Below are 23,021 nucleotides of genomic sequence, written 5' to 3'. Positions count from 1 at the left end.
AGAAGCGGTCTTCCGGTTTCGTGGAGGCCGAGCCGGCCGGTAGCCGGGTGCCACCGCCGGGGACCTCGATCAGATCGCCGTACTGACTAACGGCGACCAGGTGCGTGGCATGAACGCCGTAACCGTCGGGGGACCGTCCCCAGTACGACGGCGCTCGCCGCGGCCCCGAAGAGGCTGACCGTACGGCGGCTCCGGTCCATGATCGTCGAATGCTTGTCCGCCCCGATGACCAGTGCTGTGCGGCTCGGATCTCGGCGTGCTGGTAGCCGCACCGACACCATCCACAGTGGACTCGGCAGGCTGCTCCGGCACGGGTGACCTCCCTCGGTCCACCCTCATCCTGGCGAGCCGAGCGTTCCTCTGATGCGTTCACGGAGGTCCCGTACCTCGTGGATTCCGTCGTGCCGTCCGGCGTTCCGGTCGAGGGCGCGCAGGAAGCTGCCGACGCGTTCGGAGCTGATCAGCTCGGCGCTGTCCACAGCGTCCGTGCCGACCAGCGCGGCTTCGACCGGGTCGCCGGTCGCCATCACCAAGGACGCGAACTGGAGTTCGGCCAGCACCCTGGCGCGCGGGTAGTGCGCGCCGAAACCGGTGCGGGCCACGGCGAACCGGGCATCGTCGGTGAACCGGCCGAGTCCGTTGGCCTGCAACGTCGCCAGTGCCTCGCCGGTCTCCCCGGCGTGGTGGGCGGCGGTGTACAGATCCGCCCACAGGGTGTCCGCGTCGTCGTCCGGTGCCTGGTGGAACGCCTCGTCGGCGGCACCGATCGCCCGAAGGGCCTCCTGCCCGCGCAGGTTCGCGGCGAGCGCCTTGGCGTGCGAGGCGTGCAGCATGGCCTGCCTGGCCGGAGACAGGCGGTCGGCGCGGACGAGGGCGTACTCGGCGACGGTGAGCGCCCGGTCGGGCTGGTCCGTCCACAAAGCCAGGCGTACCAGGCGAGCGAGGATCTTCGCCCGTCGGTGCCCGTCGCCCGCTTCCTCGGCGCAGGCGAGCGCGAACCGGAAGTAGCGATAGGACTCTTCGTGCGCCCCGCTGTCGAAGAGCTTGAAGGCGCAGGTACCCACGAGGTCCGCGAGTCCCCGGTACAGCCGGCCGCGCAGCCGCCCCGGGCAGTCCGCGCGGACCAGGCGGGTGGCCCAGCGTGCCTGCGCCAGCGCGCCTTCGAGCATCGACCAGCCGCCGTGCACCTGGTCCCAGCGGCCGAACAGCTCGGCGGCTCCTTCGACCTCCCGGAGGTGGCTGTCGCGGACCGTGCCGGGCACCGGACGCGGAACAGCGGCGGGGAACGCGCCGAGCCGGTCCGGGACACCCTCCGGCAGCGGTGCGGTGGCCCGCCGGGTGTTCCGGAACCCGAGCTGGGCGTCGGTGTCCGCGTTCAGCACTGCCCGGAACGCCGCCCGGTAGTGACCGCCGGGCCAGCGGATGACGCCTCGTTCGAGCTTGCCGACGTACCCGGCGTCGATCTCCGTCCGCAGCGCGCGGCTTTCCCACAGGTGGGCGTTGACCCGATCGGCCAGTTCCTGGCGGGACAGGCATTCGCCGGGGTGGTGCGGTGAGGGCGTGCGCTCCCTGGCCGCCCGCAGCCGGGTGTTGGGTGTTGTCACGATCAACCTCCCCGTCGACGGTGACACCATCACCCACGGTGAGGTACCCCGATCCCGATGTCAATCACGGCCACCGGCGGATGTCAAGGCCGCGCGGGAATCCTCCCCGGATCCTCCCGGCGTTCCGCCCCGCTCGGCGCCCTCCCGGCCTGGCGGGCGCCGGGGCAGGGTAGGGCTGGTCGGGGGACACCCCGTGACCCGGGGGCTGGGGGCGGTCGCGTGGGGCGGTGGGTTTCGCCGCCCCACGCGTGCCGGGCACCGCCTGCGAAGACCGTCACACTTCCGAACCGCGAGCCGTCGCAACCTGCACCCGCCCGCGACGTCCACAATAGGGACAGATTGGGACGAACGGGTGAGGGCGGGGACGGCTTGCGGGGTTGTGGTCTGAAGCTGGCGATTGCTTTCGGCGTCGTCGTGGTGGTGGTCGCGGCGATCGTCATCGGCGTCGCGCTCACGCGGGACACGGTCGCCACGCCGGGATGCACGGTGAGCAGGCCCGGCGACAACGGCGCCCAGTCGTCGTACACGTTCACCCCGGAGCAGATGGGGAACGCGGCGACGATCGCGGCCGTCGGCGTCAAGCTGGGGATGCCCGCGCACGCGGGGACGGTCGCGCTGGCCACGGCGTTGCAGGAGTCGAAGCTGCGCAACCTCGAGGGCGGTGACCGGGACTCGGTCGGGCTCTTCCAGCAGCGTCCGAGCCAGGGCTGGGGTACACCCGCTCAGCTGCGTGACCCGGTGTACGCGGCGACGGCGTTCTACAAGAAGCTCGCGAAGCTGCCGAACTGGGAAAACCTGCCGATCACCGAGGCGGCGCAGGCCGTCCAGCTCTCCGGCGTGCCCGAGGCCTACGCCCAGTGGGAACCGCAGTCACGGCTTATGGCGGCGGCGTTCAACGGCCAGTACCCGGCCGCGCTCACCTGCCGCAACCTCACCCTCGCCCCGCCCGCGGACCTCGCCGCGGTGGCGACCGGGGAACTCGGCACCGGCAGGCTGAGCGGGGCACACCCGGTGCCCGAGGGCTGGAAGATCGCGAGCTGGCTGGTCGGCCGCGCCGCCCAGCTCGGTGTCGACAAGGTGAGTTTCGCCGGGCAGACCTGGACCGTGGAGTCCGGCAGCTGGGCCCCGGATTCCGAGGCGGGGCAAGCGCTTTCGCTGCACCAGGCACCGGCCGCGCCGCCGAAGTCCGAGGCTCCGTAGGACGCGTGGCGGGCTCACCTCGCCTCGGAGCCGCCACAGCAGCCGAGCCGTTCGAGCCCGGCGTCGCGCTCGGAAGCGTGCCGACGCCGGACGCGGGCGGCACTGTGCCGGCTGGGGACACGCCGTGGTTTGTGCTGCTGGGCCTGGCCGAGTTCGGTCAGTGCCCGACGGCGTAGCTCCAGTGCGTAGCCCTTCAGCCGCGGGTGCTCGATGCGCCGGCTCGCGAGACTGCCTCGCTTCGCGTAGTTCATCGCCTCGGCGGGGCGGCCCGCGCGCAGGGAAAGCTCGGCCAGCCGTACCAGGGTGGCTGCCTCGCTCGCGGTGTTACCGAGCTCTCTGGCGAGGTGAAGGGATTCCCGGTGGACTTCGATCGCGTCGTCCGGTCTGCCCAGTTCGGCGAGCACGGTGCCGAGCTGGTGCAGGGCGGTCTGCGCGGCGAGCCCGACGGGTCCGGCAACCCGGCTGACCAGGACCGCCCGCTCGGCCGTGACCAGGCCGTCTTCGGGACTCCCGAGGCCGAGCAGGGCACGCGCGCGGTAGGCGAGCGCGTACAGTTCGCCCGGCCGATCGTCCAGCGCCCGGTAGGCGGCCGCTGCCTCGTCGAGTGTTTCGGCCGCTTCGGAGTGGCGACCGGTTTCCACAGCGAGGATCCCGGCCGCGAGAGTGCAGATGGCGATCAGCGGCCGATCATCGACCCGCTCGCTGAGCCGGAGCGCGCGCTGATACTCCTCTTCGGCCTCGTGCACGCGCCCGTTCCCCAGCGCCACCCTGCCGAGCACCAGGTGCGCCCGCGCGGCGGACGCCGGGTCCGCCGGTTCGTCCGCGCGCCGCGCGATCGTCAGGGCCGCCTGCCCGAATTCCGTGCTCGCGATGTCGCCACCGATGAGCAGGGAGGTGACGAGCAGCAGATCGGCGGCGGGCAGCAATCGGCAATCGGGGTTCTCGGCGGCCCGGCGGGCGGTGGCGGCCAGCGCGGAACGACGGGCGGTCACCCAGTGATACGCGTCTTTCGCGTGGCTGAAGGACAATCCGGCCGCGGTACTGCGCGAGAGGCGGTCGGCGAGCACGCTTTCCGGTTCGATGTTCCGGTAGGCGTTACGGGCGGTCGCCAGTGCGAAATCGAAGAGCCGCTCCAGCGCCGCCGCTCGTTCGGTGGACCCGTCCTCCGCCTCGCTGCGCTGCCGGGCGTAGAGCTTCACCAGGTCGTGGAACCGATAGTGCCCGGCTTCCGGCTCATCCTGCAGACCACTGTCCACAAGGGACTGGGTGTAGCCGAGATCGAAGGTCGTTTCGACGGCGAGGCCTGCCATCCGCAGCTCGCGCAGCCGCCGCCGTTCGCCCGCCAGCCGCGCGGCGAGCGACTCGACGGTCCACGCCGGCCTGCTTGCCAGCCGTGCCCCGGCGATCCGGATCGCCAGCGGAAGGAAGCCGCAGGCGGCGGCGACTTCGAGCGCGGCGGGACGTTCGCCTGCCACCCGCCGCTCGCCCGCCACCCGGGCGAGCAGGGCCAGCGCCTCCTCGACGTCCAGGACGTCCAGGTGCACTGTGTGGAAGACCTGCCCCGCGAGCGGCGCCCGGCTGGTGACCAGCACCCCGCACCCGTCCCCGTCCGGCAGCAACGGCTCGATCTGCCCGACGTCCCTCGCGTTGTCCAGCAGCACCAGCACTTTTCGTTCGTCTACAATGGACTGAAACAGGGTGGACCGGTCGGCGGTGCTCGCCGGTATCCGCGCCCGCGGCACACCCAGCGCGTGCAGGAAATCGGCGAGCACCGCGGCCGGGGTGGCAGGCCGGTGTTCGGTGCCCCCGAGATCGACGTACAGCTGCCCGTCGGGAAAGTGTGTCCGCACCGCGTGCGCCACATGCACGGCGAGCGTCGTCTTGCCGACTCCGCCGGTCCCGCTCAGCACGACAGGAGACCCGGAGACGAGCGCCGAGCGCACCGCCTCGGCCTGCCGGGCACGCCCGGTGAAATCGGTGATGTCGGCGGGCAGCTGTGCCGGTACCGAGAGCGATCCGGGCGGTCCGTCCGGTTCCGGCCCGGCGAGCAGCCGGGTGTGCAGCGCGCGGAGGTCTTCGCCGGGCTCGCAGCCCAGTTCGCGGTCCAGTACCCGCCGGAGATCGGCGTAGACGCCGAGCGCGTCCGCGCGCCTGCCGCCGTCGTGCAGTGCCCGCATCAGCAGGCCGTACCACCGCTCGCGCAACGGGTACCGGCGCACCAGTCCGGTCAGTTCCGCGACGGCTTCGGTGTGCCTGCCCAGTGCGAGGTCGACCTCCAGCCGGGTTTCCAGCGCGTTCAGCCGTTGCTCGGTCAGCCGTGCTCGCTGGGCTTGCGCGTACGGGCCGGGAATCCCGGCCAAGGGCTCGTCGCGCCACAGATCGAGCGCGGAGAGCAGGGCCGTCCTGGCCGCCGCCGGTTCGCCGGACGCCCGCGCGAGGTCCGCCTCGACGAGCTTTCGCGCGAAATCCCCGATATCGGTGCGGAGACCGGCGGCGAGCCGGTAGCCACCGCTGACCGAGACGACGACCCGGTCCCGTGAGTGACGGCCGAAGGCGGCGCGCAGCCGCGTGACGTAGGTCCGCAGCGCCGCCACCGCCTGGTTCGGTGGTGCCTCGCCCCACAGCCCGTCGACGAGTTCGCCGATCGACGCCGGCGCGCCGTCGCGCACGACCAGCATCGCGAGCACGGCGCGCTGCTGCGGGGAACCGAGCGGGATCTCGGACTTCCCCCGCCACGCCCGGAGCGGGCCGAGCACCTCGAAACGCGGCTCCTCGTCTGCCATCGCCATTTCACCAGCCTGCCGACTCCGGCGTGGCGGCGGCGCCCGACAATGGTGTGAATTATCCGACGACGAGGAAATGTATCTGGGGTTCTCGCGGTTCCACTTGTCGGTGAACGTCCGGAGGCTGGGGCCGCGGCGTTCGGGTGGGAGGAACTCCATGGGCGCCTGCGAACTCCGGTTCGCGGTCCTGGGCACGATGCGCGGCTGGTACCACGACCGGCCGCTGGACATCGGCCCGCCGAAGCGGCAAGCGGTGCTGGCCGCGTTGCTCCTCCGCGGCGGGAGGGCCGCGACAGCGTCGGAGCTGGTCGACGCCGTGTGGGGCGAGAAGGCGCCGTCACGGGCGCTGACCGCTTTGCGCACCTACGTCCTCGGACTGCGCGCGATGCTCGAACCGCATCGCCCGGCGAGGGCACCGGCGAAGGTACTGCTTTCGGTGGGCGGCGGCTATTCCCTGCCGTTGTCCGGGGACATGCTCGACGCCGATCGCGCGGAGGCCAGGTTCGTCGCGGCGGAGCGGGCGCGCCGGGCGGGTGAGTCGGCGAGGGCCCGCGACCTGCTCGATTCCGGGCTGGCGCTGTGGGCGGGCGATCCGCTCGCCGGCGTGCCGGGGCCCTACGCCACCCGGCAGCGCGCGCGGCTCGCGGAACGGCGGCTCGCGTTGCTCCAGACCCGGTTCGAACTCGATCTGGAACTGGGCCTGCACGCCCGGATCCTGCCCGAGCTGCGGGCACTCAGCCTGGAACAACCGTTGCGCGAAGGGTTGCGCGGACAGCTGATGACCGCGTTGTACCGCAGTGGCAACCTCGCAGAGGCACTGGCTGTCTACGCCGACACCCGGCAGACGCTGGTCAGGGAGCTCGGCGTCGAGCCAGGCCCGGAGCTGGTGGCGCTGCATCGGCGCATCCTCACCAGCGACCTCCCCGCTCCCGAGCCGCGGCGGGCGATCACCGTCCGGCGGCCCCGGCCCGCGCAGCTTCCCGCCGAGCTGCCCGATTTCACCGGTCGTGCCGGGATCGCCGCCCAGCTCGCCGAGCGGCTGGTCGCCGGTACCGGCACCGCGGTGGCGATCACCGCGATCTCCGGGATGGCCGGGGTCGGCAAAACGGCACTGGCCGTGCACGTCGCGCATCGCGTGCGGGCCCGGTTCCCGGACGGCCAGCTGCACGCCGATCTGGGGGCGGGTGAGCCTTCCCGGGTACTGCGCGATTTCCTGCTCGCGCTCGGGGTTCCCGCGGCCGAGGTCCCATCGGCGCCGGGACAGCGGTCCGCGCTGCTGCGGACGACGCTCGCCGGCCGGCGGGTGCTCATGGTGCTGGACAACGTCCGCGACGCCGAGCGGATCCGCCCGTTGCTGCCCGGCACGCCCGGCTGCGCGGTGCTGATCGCCGGGCGCACCCCGCTGACCACCCTGCCCGGCGTCACGACCTGCCGGCTCGAGGTGCCAGGACCGGGGGAATCGCTCGCCCTGTTCACCCGGATCGTCGGCAACCACCGGGTGGCGGCCGAGCGGGAGGCGGCGATGGCGCTGGTGGTGGACTGCGGCTGTTTGCCGCTCACCGTCAGGGAAGTGGCGGAACGGCTGGCACGAAACCCGCGTCGTCGGCTCGCCTCGGCCGTCGAACGGCTGCGCGAGACCCCGGACCTGGTCGTCTCCTGTACCGGATTCCGGCTGGGCTCCGAGCAACTGAGCGCGGAGCAGGCCAGGGCGTTGCGGCTGCTGGCCGCGTCCACGGGCGACCTCTCGTTGTCCGAGGTCGCCCGGATCCTGGAGCGGCCGGAAGACGTTGCCGAGGAACTGGCCGAATCGCTGGTCAATCTGACCCTGCTCACCTCGCCCGCCCCGGGCCGGTACGGATGCCAGTACGTGGTGCGCAGATTCGCGGCCGGGCTCGCCGACGGTCGGGATCGGTTGTGCGGTAAGGAAAGTCGCGGCTGAAGCAGGTCTGGGCCATCGGCAGCTCCCCGGTGCGCGGTGGAAGCACCCAGGGCGTCCCTCGGACTGGCCGCGCACCAGCCGACTCCATTCGTGCGATGTCGCGAACGCTCCGTTGCCGACGATGAGCGTCCCGAACGGAGCGTTCGCGACACACGCCTCGGACCCACCGCATGCCGTGAAGGAGGCCTTCACAGCACCACCACACCCACTGAGAAAGCCTCATTGAGGTTTTCTCGGTAGTGGTCGGTTGCGTTCGATCCGGGCGACGGCGGTTGCGGGCTTGCGTCCTGGTCGGCAGTGTCGCGGATGGGACATGGGGGACGTTCAACGCCGTCAATGTCCCATTCACGACACTCCAGTGCTGGGCCCCTGTCCCGAACGCGTCGTTCAGGACGTTCACCGTCCCCAACGGAGCTTTCGAGACACCGGCACCACCGCAAGCCCGCCCCGCCAGCCACCGACGTCACCCGACCACCTCGGGAAAACACCCCCAGCGAAGCCACACTCCCGCCCCTTACCGAGAAAACCCCAATGTGGCGCTCGAAATCCGGAGGTCGCCGGTACCGGTCCGGCGGAGCCGCCGGGGAACCGGAAGGGGCCGCGATGATGCCCCGCAGTCCCTCGCACCGTGCCACCGCGGTGCTTACCGTGGTGCGGTGGTCACTTCAGCGAATCTCGCGTTGGGCGCGCCCGTCATCACCCCGGGGGAGACCGGCACCGTCACGGTGACGGTGTTCAACCGCACGGACATCGTCGAGGCCTACACCTTCGAAGTGCTCGGCGCGCTCGCGCAGTGGGCGGTCGTGGAACCGGAGCGGATTTCGCTGTATCCCGGTACTTCGGGCGACGTCGTGGTGTCGATCTCCCCGCCGCGGTCGCCGGAGGCGCCGGTGGGTCAGGTGCCGGTCGGTGTCCGGGTGCTGCCCGCCGAGCGTCCGGAAGACACCGTGGTGCTCGAGGAAACCGTGATCGTCGCACCGTACCTCGACGCCGGTGCCGAGCTGGTGCCGCAGGCGAAGGCGGGCAGGCGGAAGGCCCGTTACACGGTCCGGCTGGACAATCGCGGCAACGACTCGGCCGCGCTGGCGGTGGACGGGGTGGCCGGCAGCGACGAGCTCGCGCTGTTCACCCGCCCGGACCTGCTGACGCTGCCACCCGGTCAGTCCACCGAGTCGGAACTGACTGTCCGTGCGCACAAGCTGATGTGGTTCGGCAAACCGGTGACCAAACCGTTCCAGGTGCGGGTGAACCGCCGGGGCGAGGACGACACGGTCGTTCCCGAGGCACCGCCCGCGATCGTGCTGGACGGGACGTTCACCCAGCGTCCGGTGCTGCCGCGCTGGCTGCTGGCCCTGCTTGCCCTGCTCGGGCTGCTGCTGGCGCTGTGGTTCGGCCTGGTGCGGCCCGCGGTCAACTCGGCGGCGCGGCAGGCGGTGGACGACAAGACGAACCAGATCGCCGAGGCGGGCGGGTACACCCCGCCGGGCGGCAAACCCGGTGGCAACCAGCAGGGAAAACCCGGCGCCGGGCAGCAACAGGGCAAGGGCCAGGGCGGCGAGAACAATCCGGACGGCACCGATCCGGCAGGGGGCACCGGGGGGAACCGGCGGCAGTTCGACACGGCCATCGAGGTCCAGACCAGCCCGGGACAGACCGCGGCGAACGGCTACACCGTGCCGGAGCGCAAGGTGTTCCGGGTCACCGACATGCTGCTGTCGAACTTCCAGGGTGACGAGGGCCGCGTCACGATCAAGCTCGGGGACCGGACGATCGCGACGATCGCGCTGGAGACGTTCCGCAATCAGGACTACCACTGGGTGACCCCGGTCGACGTCGACGAGAAAGCCACCGCCTCGGTCACCGTGACCTGCACCAAGACCGGGGTACCGCCGAGCGGGCCACCCGCGGGCAACTGCGCCGAACTGGTTACGGTGAACGGATTCCTCGCCGACAAGGGCTGAGCCCCCGGCGTTTATCGATTCTTGATTCCCCCTGGTGATGCTGGATCGGCTCATCAGGGGAAAGAATCGAAGGGGAGCAGCCGAATGTCCCGAGTGACTGTCGCGGTATGCGCGGAAGACGTCGTTTCCCGGGCCGGAGTGACCGGCCTCCTGCGGCCGCGGGCCGAATTCGACCTGGTCGGGCAGGAACAGCCCGGCGAGGTCACCGTGGTGGTGATCGATCAGCTCGACGACGACGGCGAGCGAGCGTTGCGGGTACTGCATTCCACGCACTCCACGCGGATAGTGTTGCTGGTCCGGCAGATCGAGGCGCACCGGCTGACCGCGGCGATCGAATGCGGAGTGGCCGGGCTGATGCTGCGGGCCGAGGTGGGCGAGCATTCCCTGCCGCGCGCGGTTCTCGCCGCGGCGTCGGGAAAGGGCAGTATGTCCGGGGATCTGCTCAGCAGGCTGTTCGAGCAGGTGAGCCGGTTGCAACGGCAGGCCGATACCGGGCAGGCGGTGGGATTCTCCCATCTCACCACCCGCGAACAGGACGTGCTCCGGCTGGTCGCCGACGGATTCGACACGGCGGACATCGCGGCCAAACTGTCCTATTCCGAGCGCACGGTCAAGAAATGCCTTTACGAGCTCAATTGCCGGTTGCAGCTGAAGAACCGGGCACACGCCGTGGGATACGCGATGCGGCACGGGCTGATCTGAGGCGGTGCCCGAAAGGCTCCCGGTGTGCCCGGCAAAGGGGCCGCGACGGCACTGCGGCGGCCGGGACGGACGGGAAACGATGGCGAGGACACCTCGGGGAGGCATGAGTGAAACGGAGCTGGCACCCCAGGACATCGGTGCTGGGCGCGGTCCTGCTGAGCGTCGTCGCGGCGTGCGTGGTGCTCGTGGCCGTCCCGAAGGACCGGCCGGCCAGCGCGGACGAGGCACCGGGTGGCACCGACCGGGGCCGCATCGCGTTCGCGGGCACCCGGCACGTCAGTCTCGGCGCGGTCGCCGCGCCGGATCTGGGCGAAAAGGCGAAGACCACGCCGTTCTTCGGGACCGGACCGGCGCATCGGGACTCCGAGGCCAGTGGCCGCGACGGGCAGCTGGTGTTCACCAGCCCGCGCGACGAGCCGAAGCCGCAGGTGTATCTGCGGGCCGCCGACGGCAGGGTGCGACGGCTGACGACCGGCCTCGACACCAGCCATCCCGTGCTGTCACCGGACGGCAGGACCGTCGCGTTCGCCTCGGCCGAAGGGACCCGGCACACCCTGTGGACGGTCGGCGCCGACGGCACGGGCCTGCGCGAGCTGACCAGCAGCCCGATCGCCGACGAGCAGTGGCCGTCGTGGTCCCCGGACGGCGGCAGGCTGGCGTTCAGCAGCAACCGGGAACCCGTGCGGGGCCGCCAGATCTACGCACTGGACCTGGTTTCGGGCGCGGTGACGCGGATCAGCGACGAACGCGCGGGCGACGCGATCCAGCCGTCCTGGAATCCGGTGCACGGCGACGTCATCGCCTACGTCGGTGACAACGACCGGGACGCGGGCACCACCGAGGACCAGAAAGCACACGTGATCAACGTCGACGGCACCGGCGACCGGCTGCTGGTCGGCGGCGGTCACGACGACTGGCAGAGCCGCCAGCCCTCGTGGAAACCGGACGGGGAGTCGGTGCTGTTCCTCAGCCGGTACTGCCTGTGCGGAACGCCGAAGTTCGACCAGGTCTACGAGCAGCCCGCGCCCGGCGCGGGCCCGTCCGGCCCGCCGCGGCTGCTGCTCGCCGAGGACCGGCAGGTCAGCTTCCCCACCTGGCTCGCCGACCGGCTGGTGGTCACCCGGCTGACCGCCGACGACCGGGACACCGCGGACCTGCAGGACATCCGGCCGGACGGCGCCGACCCCAGGGACCTCGGCCACTCGGTACTGCGGGAGGACCCCGCTTCCGCCACCGACGGGACCAAGCTGTTCCATCCCGGTGACGGCTACGACCCGTGGATGGAACGCCAGTCCTATTCCCCGGATGGCCGATCGCTGGCCTTCACCCGGTTCGAGGGCCCGGCAGGCGGCCGGATCGAGCGGATCTGGCTGGCCGACGCCGACGGCGGGAACGCGCGGCCGATGCCACTGGCCGACCGCAAGCCGGGGGACTGGGAGTTCGACCCGGTATGGTCGCCGGACGGCACCAAGATCGCGTTGTCGCGGCGGTCGCCGGGCGGTGTCCCGCCGGACAAGGGCGGCCCGAGCCGGATCGTGGTCGCCGAGGTGGCCACCGGCACCGTGGTGCACCGGCTCACCCCGCCACCCGGCGCGGAAGGGCAGAACGACACCCAGCCCGCGTTCTCCGCGGACGGCCGGACGCTCGCGTTCAGCCGCGGGACCATCAGGATGGAGTCCGGAACCGAGATACGCCGCAACCGGATCTGGACCGTGGACACCGCGACCTTCGGCACCCAGCGCGATCTGTCCACTGTGGTGTGCGGCGGGAACTGCGACGTCGTCGACGACAGCGCGGTGTTCTCCCCGGACGGCCGCACCATCGTCTTCAACCGCGAGTTCGACGGGCTGTTGCAATCCCATGTGGACGGTACGGGATGCCGGGTCCTGCTGCCGTCGGCCGGTGGTTCCTGCACCGGGCGGATCACCGCTCCGCCGACGGGGCCGTACCAGCCGCGGGACGCGACCTTCTCCCCGGACGGCCGGAAGCTCGTGCTCACCTCACGGGCGGCGGGCGCGGACGCGAGCCCGGAACACCTGCGGACGCTGGACCTCGCGAGCGGCAGGCTGGAGCAGCTCACGGCCGCGCTGCCGGGCAGGCAGAAGGAGCCGAGCTGGCAGCGCTCGGTCGACCTGCGGACCGAACTCACGAGCCCGCCACCGTCCACAGTAGTCGGTGCGCCCGCCCGGCTGACACTGACAGTGACCGATGACGGCCCCGCGCCGTCCCCGGGCACCACGCTGACCTTCGCTCCGCCGGGTGGCCTGCGGCTGACCAGGGTGACCGGCGAACGGGGTTCCTGCGCGCCCGCCGAACTCCGCTGCGACCTCGGGGTGCTGGAGCCGGGCAAGCCGGTGCGGATCACCGTCGAGGTCGTCGGCGACGCGCCCGGCGTCCGGGAGCTGTCCTGGTTCGTCTCCGGGCCGGTGCTCGACGCCGATCCAGGCAACAACTTCGCCTCCGCCCGGGTGTCTACAGTGGACAAACCGGCGCCGCCGACGACCCCGCCGCAGCCGCCACCGTCCACACCACCCGCCCCGCCGCCACTGCCGCTGCCACCACCGCCGTTGCCCGGCCCGAGCCTCGGCGTGAGCGTCGATCCGGATCCGTCCTATGTGGGCGGCCGGGCCGTCGCCACCTACCGGATCGGCAACTCCGGCGGGCAGCAGGCCACCGGGATACGGGTGTCGCTGGTGCTGCCGGCCGGGGTACCGGTGGTCGCGCTGCCGCCGGGCTGTCCCGGTGGCCAGTGCTTCGTCGGTGACCTGCCGCCCGGCGGGTCGGCACTGCTCCAGGTGGTGTTCGCGCCCGGCGCCGCGGTCGACACCCGGGTGGCCGGGGTGCTCACCAGCAGCGGCCAGGACGCCGATCTCGCCGACAACACCGCCACCGCCCGGTTGCGGGTGCTGCAGCCGAAGATCGTCGCCCTCCCGCCGATCGGGCCGCCCGGGTTCGTGACCTCGGTGCGCGGCACCGACTTCCCGCCCGGCGGCCCGGTCACCCTGAACTGGTCGCCCGGGATCACCGCCGTCGCGGCCCCGGCCGTGCCGCAGGGCGATGGCAGTTTCGCGGCCCAGTTGCTGATCCTGCCGAAGGATCAGCTCGGGCCGAGGACGATCACCGCGCGCGGTGCCGGGTTCTCGCCGGTGACCACGCCGTTCATGGTGGTCGCGCCGTCGGTGGGCCCGCCGAACTTCGTGGAGCGCCGATGATTCACGAGGTGGACGAGGCGCTACGCACGCTGATCACCGACGGCGCGTGGCTCGGCTCGCAGATCGAGGTGGTCTTCGAGGCACCGACGAAGGAGTGGGCGGCCCGCCGCAACGGGCCGACGATCAACGTGTTCCTCTACGACGTCCGCGAGGATCTGGCCCGGCGCAGTACCGGCCGGATGGAGGAACACGACGAGCGCGGTGAACTGCGTGGCTGGCGCCCGCCGCCACGCTGGTACCACCTGGCCTATCTGGTCACCGCGTGGACCACGCGGCCGCAGGACGAGCACCGGCTGCTTTCCGCGCTGCTGGCCCGCTTCGGGGCGACCGAGCAGCTGCCCCGCCGTACGCTCGCCGGGTCGCTGGCCGACACCGGGCTGACCCTGCCCTTGCAGGCCGCCCGGCCGCTCGGCGAGGGCCGGTCGCTGTCGGAGCTGTGGTCCGCGCTGGGCGGCGAACTCAAACCGTCGATCGATCTGCTGGTCACCGCGCCGCAACTCGGCGAGCTCACGCCGGTCGGCCCGTCCGTCACCGACGGGCTCGTCCTGAGCGTGGAGGAGGAACGGCGGCGGTTGCGCTATCCGGAACCCGCGACGACCGGGCCGCACGGCGACGTCCCCGAGTTCGGCGCGCAGCGGACCAGGACACGCCGAAGGACGGGTGAGTCGTGACCGCGCCGCTCGCCGCCGGGCTCGCCGCGATCGAACTGCGGGTCCGTCGTGCGGTGGCCGCCCGGCGCGCGGCCGATCCCGATCCGGACGATCCGCACCGCGGGCTCTACCTCACCCCGGAGGCGGTTCAGGCCATTCTCGACGATCCCGTGCGAGTGCCCGCCCCGGACCTGGCCGGTGATGAGCCGCTGCTCCCGGAGTTCGCGGCCGCGTTCGGGCTCACCGCGCTGGACGTCGCGATCCTGCTGATCGCGCTGGCACCCGACCTCGACGCCCGGTTCGAGCGGCTGTACGGCTATCTCAACGACGACGTCACCCGGCGCAGGCCCACCATCGGCCTGGCACTGGAACTGTGCGGGGTACCGCCGTTCTCACCCGCCGGACGCGCCAGGTTCGCCGCGGGGGAACCGTTGCGCGCCAACGGCTTACTGCTCGTGGAGGAGCTGGAACGGCCAGTGCTGTCGCGGACCGTCCGTGTCCCGGACCGGGTGACCGCGCACCTGCTCGGGGATCCGGCGCCGGATCCCGTCCTGCGAGGCGTCGCCACGGTCGCCACCGGGCAGGCGGCCGCCGGGCGGGCGGACCGCGTGGCGCGGGCCCTCCGCGCGGGCGTGCGGCTGCTGTACCTGCGGCAGGACGGCGGTTCCGGCGCGGAACTGGCCGAGGCCGCGCTGGCCGAGACCGGCCGCGGCGCCGTGCTGGCGGACCTGCCGGCGCTGATCGAGACGGACGGCCCCGCGGCGGTGGTGACCGCGCTGGGCAGGGAAGCGGGCCTGCGTGGTGCCGGGGTGGTGGCGGGCCCGGCCGAGGCGCTCGCGGACCCGCGCTGGCGTGGGGTGCTGCGCGGGCTGACCGGGTTGTCCTCCCGGGCCCCCGTGCTGCTCTACGGCGACCGGCCGTGGCATCCGGACTGGCCCGGCACCGTCCCGCTGCGGCTGACCGCCGAACGAGTGGTGGGCACGGATCGGGCGCGGCTCTGGCGGGACACGGTGCGTGGAACCGGTTTCCCGGTGTCCGAATTGGACAGTGCGACGGTGGAAGCGGCGCTCGCCCCCTACACGCTCGGCCCGGCCCAGCTCGTCGAATCGGCCCGCGCGGCGGCCGGTTTCGCACTGCTCGACGGCGGCGGGGTCACCACGGCGCACCTGCGGGCCGGCGTACGGGCGCAGAACGGTGCCGGGCTGGCCAGGCTGGCGCGGCGCGTCGAACCGGCCGTCGGCTGGGCGGATCTGGTACTGCCCGGCGAACAGCTGGACCAGTTGCGCGAGCTGGTGCTGCGGGCGCGGCACCGGGAGCGGGTGCTCGGCGCGTGGCGGATGCGGCCCGGCGGTGGGCGCGGCACCGGTGTGCTGGCGCTGTTCGCCGGCGAATCGGGGACCGGCAAGACGATGTCCGCCGAGGTGGTGGCCGCCGAGCTGGGCCTCGACCTGTACGTCGTGGACCTGGCGACAGTGGTGGACAAGTACATCGGCGAAACCGAGAAGAACCTCGACCGGATCTTCACCGAGGCGGCCGGGGTGAATGGGCTGCTGCTGTTCGACGAGGCCGACGCGTTGTTCGGGAAACGCACCGAGGTCAAGGACTCACACGACCGCAACGCCAATCTGGAATCGGCGTTCCTGTTGCAGCGCATGGAATCCTTCGACGGTATCGCGGTGCTCACCACGAACCTCCGGTCGAACCTCGACGAGGCGTTCACCCGCAGGCTGGACGTGCTGGTCGATTTCCCGGTGCCCGGCGCCGATCAACGGCTCGCGCTGTGGGACCGCTGCCTGGGACCCGAGCTGCCGCGTGCGTCCGATGTGGACCTCGCGTTCTGCGCGAAGTCGTTCGAGCTGGCGGGTGGTTCGATCCGCGCCTGCGCGGTGACCGCGGCCTACCTGGCGGCCGAGGCGGGCAGGCCGGTGTCGATGGCCGATCTGATCGCCGCGATCCGGCGTGAGTACCGCAAGCTCGGACGGCTGCTGCTGGACAGCGAATTCGGCGACTGGCTGGAGTGATGACCGATGAGGGAAAAGGACCGGCAGGACGAAGCGGCAACAGCCGCGCAGCGGTTCTCGGCACCTGAGCGTGCGGAAGCCGGGGTTTCCCCGGACCACGCCCGGTTGCTGGAACTGCAGCGGATCGCCGGGAACGCGGCCGTTGTGCAGCGGTTCGCCGGGCACGCGGACGGCCTCGACGTGCAGCGCTCGGCGGTGCACGAGGCGCTGTCCGGATCGGGCAGGCCGCTGGCCGACGGTGTCCGGTCGGAGATGGAATCGCGGCTGGGCGCGAACTTCTCCGACGTCCGAGTGCACACCGACTCGACCGCCCACGAGGCCGCCGAGTCGGTTCAGGCGCACGCGTTCACCACGGGTTCGCACATCGTCTTCCAGCGCGGGCGTTTCGACACGGACTCGCACGCGGGCAAGAAGATGCTGGCGCACGAGCTGACCCACGTCGTGCAGCAGCGTTCCGGCCCGGTTTCCGGTACCGACACCGGGGACGGCGTGAAGGTCTCCGATCCGTCGGACCGCTTCGAACGCGCCGCCGAGGCCAACGCGGAGCGGGTCATGCACTCGCCGGTACCGGGTGGTGACCACGGCCACGCGCACGCGGCGCAACGTTCGGCGGAGCATGCGGTCGTCCAGCGGGTGGTGGAGGAAGGCGCGCTCGGCGTGGCCGCCAACGCCCCCGGAGGCCCTTCCCTGCAAGTGACCTTCACGACGCCCGGGGAATGGGAAGAATTCTGCGGCAAAGTGCTCGGACAGTACCCGAGAATCAGGGAAGACTCGCGTATTCGATTCGACGACGCGGAGCGCAGGATCGAAACATACTACGACCGGGTGACGCTCTTCGAACTGTATCCCTACGTCGTGGCGCTCCTGCGAGGCCCGATCGGGCAACAGCTCGCGGGCATGGAAGGCGTCGACCAGCTCGCGAACCCGATCGACGAGTTCGGGAAAGGGACACCGGACACGGCCCGGTACTGGGAAATACAGGAGGGCAGGGTCGCGGCACTGGCCGAGGCGGCGGCGACGGAGGCGGAGAAGTTCGCCGGGCGGGCCGAGGACTACCGCGACGTCGGCACGCAGGACGAGTTCCAGGACTTGCTGGCGGAGGAAGCCGCACTGGTCATCGGCGAGAACCACAAAGAGGCGACGGCGTGGAACTTCGTGGTGGAGAACCTGCGTCGAGGGGGCGAGAGCAAGATCAAGACGGTCTACGTCGAGACCATCCGGCAGGACGGCCATCAGGCACTGGTCGACGAGTACCTCGCCGGTCCCGGCGAGGAGATGCCGCCCGCGTTGCAGGCCTTCCTCGGAATGTACCGGGCCGAAAACCACCACGACGGGATGTCGGACCTCCTGATCGCGGCCAAACGTCATGGCGTACGGGTCCAGGGAGTCGGTGCGTTGCCCGCGAGCATGCAGCGAACGCGGGACTACAACCAGTCCGGGAACAAATGGGCGCCGCACAAGCGCGCGGCCATGATGAACGTCTATGCCCGGTATGTCGTGGAAAAGGATCAGGAGCGCACGCCGGGAAAGTATGTGGTCGTCGTCGGCCACGCGCATGTCAGCGAGCACGTGTTCGCCGGGGACAAAGGGGAACTGGCCAACGAACCCGAAGCGAACAAGGCGATTCCGGACACGGTGCCCGGGGTGATGCAGTACCTGGGCATTCCGGCGGTGCGGCTACCGGTGCCGCCGGTGACCGACGAGCGTCAGCCAGGGCTGGTGACCGTGGCGCCTCCCAGCGAACCGGAGACCGAGGACCACAGCGAGGTACAGCGGGGCGAAGCGCGAGGGGGTCGAAGGCGCATCGAACGTGCCCTCGATTGGGTTCGCAGGCACTCGCGCCGTCGAGGGCGAAACAGCGAAAGTGGATAGTGGCTGATCTTGGCACAGAGGAGGAGCGAGCATGCCGACCTATCTCTCCCCAGGCGTCTACGTGGAGGAGGTTCAGGGTGGGGCCCGGCCCATCGAGGGCGTCGGCACCGCCGTCGCCGCGTTCGTCGGGTTCGCCGAGCGGGGACCCTTCCACGAGCCGACGCTGGTGACCAGCTGGAACGCTTACGTGGCAACGTTCGGCGGGTTCGTCGCCGAGACTTTCCTGGCACAGGCCGTCTACGGCTACTTCGCCAACGGCGGTGGCGCGGCATACGTGGTCCGGGTCGGGAACGCCTCGGCCGACGCCGGTGCCCCGCCCGCCGCGGCCCCGGCCGCGGTGGGCGGGCTCCAGGTCGCGGCACTTCCCGGCGCCGGTGGTGACATCGCCGTGGAAATCGCCGACGCCGAGGGCGAGAACCCGCCGGAGGACCGGTTCCGGCTCTTGGTGCGCCAGGGCGGCAAGGTGGTGGAGACCTTCGACGTGTCCACCAGGAAGAACGTCAAGAACTACGTGGTGACCCAGATCCGGGAGCGCTCGAAGCTGGTCACCGCGAGCGAGGCGCAGGGCGGCGCGCTGACCCGCCCGGAAAACCAGAGCGTGACACTGCCCGCTCCGGCTCCGGCGCCCGACGTCCCGGCCCGGGTCACCGCCGACGAGTACGTGGGCGATCTGGACCGGCGCACCGGTCTCGGCGGGCTGGAAGCCATCGACGAGATCACCATGGTCGCGATCCCGGACCTGATGAGCGCGTTCCACAAAGGACTGATCGACGCCGAGGGCGTCAAGGCGGTGCAGCTGGCGATCGTCTCGCACTGCGAGCAGATGGGCGACCGGGTGGCGGTGCTGGACACCCCGCCGGGGCTGACCGCGCAGCGGGTGCGGAAGTGGCGCCAGGAGGAGGCCGGGTACGACTCGAAGTTCGCCGCGCTCTACTACCCGTGGATCAAGGTGTTCGACCCGGCGACCGGGAAGAACGTCGTCGTCCCGCCGAGCGGGCACGTCGCCGGGGTGTGGGCGCGCAGCGACGCCGAGCGCGGGGTGCACAAGGCGCCGGCCAACGAGGTCATCCGGGGCGCGATCGATCTGCAGACCGGGCTCACCAAGGGGGAGCAGGACCTGCTCAACCCGATCGGCGTCAACTGTGTCCGGGCCTTCCCCGGCCGCGGGATCCGGATCTGGGGCGCCCGCACGCTGTCCTCGGATCCGGCCTGGCGCTACCTCAACGTGCGGCGGCTGTTCAACTACCTGGAGCAGTCCATCCTGCTGGGCACCCAGTGGGTGGTCTTCGAACCGAACGACGACCGGCTCTGGTCCAGCATCCGCCGCAACATCACCGGCTTCCTCACCGAGGAATGGCGGCGCGGCGCGCTGTTCGGCCGGACCGCGGCCGAGGCGTTCTACGTCAAGTGCGACGCCGACACCAACCCCGCGGAATCGATCGACGCCGGCCAGGTGGTGTGCGAAATCGGTGTCGCACCGGTGAAACCGGCCGAGTTCGTCATCTTCCGGCTGTCCCAGTTCTCCGACAGCACCAGCCTGGTCAGCGAATAATCCCCAGAAAGGCACGCAAAGATGGCGCAGGGAGACGCACTCTCCACCCACATCTTCGGGCTGCAGCTCGGCGGCTACGAGGTCGAGTCCATCCAGGAGGTCAGCGGGCTGACCGTCGAGGAGGACGTGGTGGAGGTGAAACAGGTCGTCGACGGCAAGCTGGTGATCCGCAAGCAGCCGGGGGCCCGCAAGGGCGGTGAGGTGACGATCACCCGGGGGCTCGACCAGAGCAGCGAGTTCACCAAGTGGATCACCGAGACGCTGAACAACGGCGCGGTCGAAGCGGCGCGGCAGAACATCACCATCGAGATCAAGCAGGCGGACGGCTCGACCGTGCGGCGGATGCAGCTCATGCAGGGCTGGGCGAGCAAATGGGAAGGCCCCTCGTTCAAGGCGGGCGAGTCCAGCGCGGCGCTGGAAAAGGTGACCATCACGTTCGAGGAGATCTCCGTCGAATGAGCGATGCTTGCGAGCGAATCATGGATGTCATCGCATGAGGCGCAGGACAGTCAGCGCGCCCACCGCGTCGGCCGAGGAGGCGGGGCCGCCGGTGGAGGAGCCCGCCTCGCGGCGGGAGGATCTGCGCACCGAGTTCGAGTTCGAGCTCCCGCGTGGCTATGTCGACGCGGACGGTGTCACGCACCGGTCCGGGGCGATGCGCCTGGCCACCGCGCGGGACGAGCTGCGGCCGCTGATCGACCTGCGGGTCAAGGAGAATCCCGCGTACCTGAGCGTGGTGCTGCTCAGCCAGGTGATCACCCGGCTGGGCTCGGTCACCGACATCCATGCCGGGCTGGTCGAGCAGATGTTCGCCTCGGACATCGCGTTCCTGCAGGATTTCTACCGCCGGATCAACAGTGAGGGCCACACCAGGGCGGCGGTGAGCTGCCCGTCGTGCGGTTCGGCCTTCGAGGTGGACATCGCCGGTGATCGCCTGGGGGAATCGTGACGTACGCGCCCGACCGGCTCCACCAGGAGGTCGCGTACGTCGCGTACCACTTCCACTGGTCCCGCGACGAGATCCTGGACCTGGAACACCACGAACGGATCCGCTGGGTGGAGCAGATCGCCGGGATCAACACCCGGATCAACGAGGGTGGGTGAGTGCGGAGTGGGTCTGCTGGACCGGTTCCGCCGCCGCCGCGTCCCGGCGACGGCGGGGGAGGCAGCGGTGGCGCCGCCACTGGTGCCGGACGGCGGATGGCGGGCGGCCCGCCCGATGACGCCGACCGTGCGGCGCGTGGCCACGGTGTCGGACCCGCTCGGCTTCCGTGCCAGGCTCGCCGCCTGGCAGAACCCTTCCTTCCGCACCGACATGGGACACGCGGTCAGCACGTCCGCCCCGTCCGGCGTCGCGAAAGGCCTGGCCCGCCCCCTGCTGCCCGCCCCCAGCACCACCCCACCGGTCGTACACCGCATCCCCGCCGCCCCAGACACGCGAGTTCTCCATCCAGACACGCGAGTTGCGCGTCCAGACACGCGAGTTGCGCGTCCAGACACGCGAGTTCCGCGTTCCGGCACCCCAAGTCCCCCGTTCGCGATGCCGATCGAGACACCGGCCGATCCGCTTTCGAACGATGGCGGCCTGCGAGCGGAGCCTGCCGTGGTCCGTCCCGCTCCGGCGGCGCGAACGCTCACGGTGGCGCGGGTCGCGCTGCCCGTCCGGCGGGTCCGTGCGGTGCCGTCCGCCGAGCCCGCACCAGGACGGGGTGTCGATCGGCCCGGCCTTCCGCCGGCGGACGCGGCTCCGGATCGTCCGGTGCTGGGGGAAACCCCGGAACAGCCTGGTGAACCGGACGTCGCTCTTCAGCGGGTCCACGCGGACGCCTCGCCGCTACCGGTGATCCCGGCGCCGGAGGTCCGGAAGCCCGGACTCGGCGCGCCGATGAGCGAGCTGCCGGTGACCGCGCAGCGGACCACCCCGGAGCCACGAAACTCCACTTCGGACACTGGACGGTCCGGAAATCCCGGTCAGGCAAGGCAACCGGTCGGACTGGGCGAGCCATTGCATGCGCTACCGCCGACCGCGAAGACGCTCGGGCCGGACGTGCCCCCGTCGCCGTCCGGCGCGGTCCCCGGGGTGGTGGCGCCGCTGGTGTCCGAGGCCGGGGTGGCGCAGCGCATCGCGGAGGCGACGGAGGTCGCGAGATCCCGAAGGTCCACTTCGGACACCGAGCGCCCGGAAAACGACGGTCGTGCGCGACCTTCGGCGATACTGGGCGAACCGTTGCCCGCGTTGCCGCCGACCGCACAGGCGATGGACAGCGGGGCGGCGGCGCCCACGTTCGCCCCGGTTTCCGGGATGGCACCGCCGAATTCCGAAGGCGGACTGGTTCAGCGCATCGCGGCTTCCGAGACCAGGGGCGGGAAACCCCACACGGACCATCATGCGGGGCCGGAGTTGCCGGTGGTTTCGGCACGGGACGACGCCGACGCTCCGGTGGCGGCGGGTCTCGCGCCACCTTCGCCCGGCGCGCGGCCGGTTCCGGGGCTCGTCGGAGAGACACCGTCGGCGCCGGAAATCGGGGCGATTCACCGGATCGCGGACCCCGAGCGGACGGGCCCGGTCACTCATCGCCCCGCGGAGCCTGTACTGCCGGTGGTTTCGACACCCGAACAGCCGACGTCGGTGCCGCTGCTCTCCGAGGCGCCGATCCAGCGGTTCGCCGAATCCGCCCGGACCGGAGAAGCCACGCCGACATCGGCGAGTCCGGTAGGGGAGCCCCCGCTGGTGGTCGCCCGGCCGGGGGAACCCGCGTGGGAGGCCGAACGCCCGATCGTCCGGGAGCTGCTCGCCGATCGCCCGCTGACGCGGTCGATGGCCGAACCCGCGCCGGCGCCGGAGTCCACAGTGGATCGCACCGTCGTCGCCCCGGTTCGCTGGGTGCGCTCCGGCACACAGCCAGGCAGTCCACCGGTCCAGCGCGCGACGGCCGGACCCGCGGCCCCGCGGCGCCCGGCGGCACCTCGTCCGGCACTGCGCGGCCCGGCACAGCCTGGCCCGGCACAGCCCGGCCCGGCCTCGCCCCGCCCGGCGATCGCGCCCAACTGGCCGTCGCGGCACGGCGTGGTGTTGTCGGAGACGCCGGTCCAGCGGGCACCGGCGGGCACTGCCCCGGCCGTCGTCGCGCCGGTCCGTCCGCCCGCGGCCCCCGGCGCCCCGGTCGTTCCGGCGCGCTGGGTACCCGAATTACCCATCGCGGCCCCGGCGTCAACGGCGGCCACGATCCAGCGGGATGCCGATCCGTCGCGGCTTTCCGTTGTCACTTCGGGGTTTTCCGCCACGACCAGTTCCCCCGAGGAGCCGGACACGCCGCCGGGAACCCCGATCGACACACCGCCCGGGACACCGGTGGGTGAGGCCACCGAGAACACCGACGGCGAACCGCCCAAGGCCGCCGAGCATCTCGGCATCGAGGAACTGGCCCGGCGCCTCGCCGAACCGGTGAGCAGGTTGCTGCGCGCCGAACTGCGGACGGGCCGGGAACGTGCGGGCAGGCTGCACACCCGGCGGCGCTGAACGGA

Annotated in this window: 16 protein-coding genes; 13 read left to right on the top strand and 3 right to left on the bottom strand. The window is 71.6% G+C overall.

The genetic code is table 11. The annotated features are described in order from the left end of the window. Positions 1-86: 86 nt before the first annotated feature. Positions 87-200 (bottom strand): hypothetical protein, encoded by a 114-nt coding sequence (locus ACFW0G_RS16605; protein WP_378326215.1) that lies wholly within the window; start codon positions 198-200, stop codon positions 87-89. Positions 201-335: 135 nt separating this feature from the next. Next, a complete protein-coding gene (locus tag ACFW0G_RS16600) occupies positions 336-1,604 on the bottom strand; it encodes an XRE family transcriptional regulator (protein ID WP_378326129.1) in 1,269 nt (422 codons plus the stop codon). A 384-nt stretch (positions 1,605-1,988) separates the two neighbouring features. Here ACFW0G_RS16600 and ACFW0G_RS16595 point away from each other — a divergent pair, with 384 nt between their 5' ends. Next, positions 1,989-2,804 carry a hypothetical protein gene (locus tag ACFW0G_RS16595; protein WP_378326214.1) on the top strand — a complete coding sequence of 272 codons (816 nt, stop codon included), beginning with the start codon at positions 1,989-1,991 and terminating at the stop codon, positions 2,802-2,804. A 14-nt stretch (positions 2,805-2,818) separates the two neighbouring features. On the opposite strand, the gene ACFW0G_RS16590 is transcribed toward ACFW0G_RS16595, so the two are convergent. Continuing rightward, complete coding sequence (locus ACFW0G_RS16590; RefSeq protein ID WP_378326128.1) at positions 2,819-5,593, bottom strand: BTAD domain-containing putative transcriptional regulator; 2,775 nt, start codon at positions 5,591-5,593, stop codon at positions 2,819-2,821. 151 nt (positions 5,594-5,744) lie between these two features. On the opposite strand from ACFW0G_RS16590, the gene ACFW0G_RS16585 reads away from it, so the two are divergent. From ACFW0G_RS16585 to ACFW0G_RS16530, 12 genes are all read left to right on the top strand, one after another. After that, positions 5,745-7,526: a BTAD domain-containing putative transcriptional regulator gene (locus ACFW0G_RS16585; protein ID WP_378326127.1), complete on the top strand. Its 1,782-nt coding sequence runs from the start codon at positions 5,745-5,747 to the stop codon at positions 7,524-7,526. Between the two features lie 656 nt (positions 7,527-8,182). Further along, positions 8,183-9,487: a hydrolytic protein gene (locus ACFW0G_RS16580; RefSeq protein WP_378326126.1), complete on the top strand. Its 1,305-nt coding sequence runs from the start codon at positions 8,183-8,185 to the stop codon at positions 9,485-9,487. 84 nt (positions 9,488-9,571) lie between these two features. Then, positions 9,572-10,189, top strand: a complete 618-nt coding sequence (locus ACFW0G_RS16575) for a response regulator transcription factor (RefSeq protein WP_378326125.1) — start codon at positions 9,572-9,574, stop codon at positions 10,187-10,189. 107 nt (positions 10,190-10,296) lie between these two features. After that, entirely contained in the window at positions 10,297-13,401 is a 3,105-nt protein-coding gene (locus tag ACFW0G_RS16570; protein WP_378326123.1) for a hypothetical protein, read from the top strand. After that, positions 13,398-14,072 carry a DUF4255 domain-containing protein gene (locus tag ACFW0G_RS16565; protein ID WP_378326121.1) on the top strand — a complete coding sequence of 225 codons (675 nt, stop codon included), beginning with the start codon at positions 13,398-13,400 and terminating at the stop codon, positions 14,070-14,072. The genes ACFW0G_RS16570 and ACFW0G_RS16565 overlap by 4 nt, the downstream gene beginning before the upstream one ends. After that, positions 14,069-16,072, top strand: coding sequence for an ATP-binding protein (locus ACFW0G_RS16560; protein ID WP_378326119.1), 2,004 nt, complete (start codon positions 14,069-14,071; stop codon positions 16,070-16,072). Before ACFW0G_RS16565 ends, ACFW0G_RS16560 begins: the two co-directional genes overlap by 4 nt. 6 nt (positions 16,073-16,078) lie before the next feature. Then, a complete protein-coding gene (locus ACFW0G_RS16555; protein ID WP_378326118.1) occupies positions 16,079-17,944 on the top strand; it encodes a DUF4157 domain-containing protein in 1,866 nt (621 codons plus the stop codon). A 31-nt stretch (positions 17,945-17,975) separates the two neighbouring features. Then, positions 17,976-19,496: a phage tail sheath family protein gene (locus ACFW0G_RS16550; protein ID WP_378326117.1), complete on the top strand. Its 1,521-nt coding sequence runs from the start codon at positions 17,976-17,978 to the stop codon at positions 19,494-19,496. 21 nt (positions 19,497-19,517) lie between these two features. Beyond that, on the top strand, positions 19,518-19,955 hold the full coding sequence (locus ACFW0G_RS16545; protein WP_378326116.1) for a phage tail protein: 438 nt from the start codon (positions 19,518-19,520) through the stop codon (positions 19,953-19,955). 34 nt (positions 19,956-19,989) lie between these two features. Beyond that, a complete protein-coding gene (locus tag ACFW0G_RS16540; RefSeq protein WP_378326115.1) occupies positions 19,990-20,445 on the top strand; it encodes a hypothetical protein in 456 nt (151 codons plus the stop codon). Then, positions 20,442-20,600: a DUF6760 family protein gene (locus ACFW0G_RS16535; RefSeq protein ID WP_179956874.1), complete on the top strand. Its 159-nt coding sequence runs from the start codon at positions 20,442-20,444 to the stop codon at positions 20,598-20,600. Before ACFW0G_RS16540 ends, ACFW0G_RS16535 begins: the two co-directional genes overlap by 4 nt. A gap of 499 nt (positions 20,601-21,099) precedes the next feature. Then, positions 21,100-23,016: a hypothetical protein gene (locus ACFW0G_RS16530; RefSeq protein WP_378326113.1), complete on the top strand. Its 1,917-nt coding sequence runs from the start codon at positions 21,100-21,102 to the stop codon at positions 23,014-23,016. The last annotated feature ends 5 nt before the right edge of the window (positions 23,017-23,021 follow it).

The sequence above is a fragment of the Amycolatopsis sp. NPDC058986 genome (assembly GCF_042741125.1).
In the GTDB taxonomy this organism is placed as follows: Bacteria; Actinomycetota; Actinomycetes; order Mycobacteriales; family Pseudonocardiaceae; genus Amycolatopsis.
This window is presented reverse-complemented; position numbering and strand designations above follow the sequence as displayed.

Excerpts from the sequence above, each read along its gene's own strand:
- ACFW0G_RS16605 (WP_378326215.1), bottom strand. The coding sequence starts at position 200 with ATGGACCGGAGCCGCCGTACGGTCAGCCTCTTCGGGGCCGCGGCGAGC.
- ACFW0G_RS16590 (WP_378326128.1), bottom strand. The coding sequence starts at position 5,593 with ATGGCGATGGCAGACGAGGAGCCGCGTTTCGAGGTGCTCGGCCCGCTC.
- ACFW0G_RS16585 (WP_378326127.1), top strand. The coding sequence starts at position 5,745 with ATGGGCGCCTGCGAACTCCGGTTCGCGGTCCTGGGCACGATGCGCGGC.
- ACFW0G_RS16575 (WP_378326125.1), top strand. The coding sequence starts at position 9,572 with ATGTCCCGAGTGACTGTCGCGGTATGCGCGGAAGACGTCGTTTCCCGG.
- ACFW0G_RS16565 (WP_378326121.1), top strand. The coding sequence starts at position 13,398 with ATGATTCACGAGGTGGACGAGGCGCTACGCACGCTGATCACCGACGGC.
- ACFW0G_RS16555 (WP_378326118.1), top strand. The coding sequence starts at position 16,079 with ATGAGGGAAAAGGACCGGCAGGACGAAGCGGCAACAGCCGCGCAGCGG.
- ACFW0G_RS16550 (WP_378326117.1), top strand. The coding sequence starts at position 17,976 with ATGCCGACCTATCTCTCCCCAGGCGTCTACGTGGAGGAGGTTCAGGGT.
- ACFW0G_RS16545 (WP_378326116.1), top strand. The coding sequence starts at position 19,518 with ATGGCGCAGGGAGACGCACTCTCCACCCACATCTTCGGGCTGCAGCTC.
- ACFW0G_RS16540 (WP_378326115.1), top strand. The coding sequence starts at position 19,990 with ATGAGGCGCAGGACAGTCAGCGCGCCCACCGCGTCGGCCGAGGAGGCG.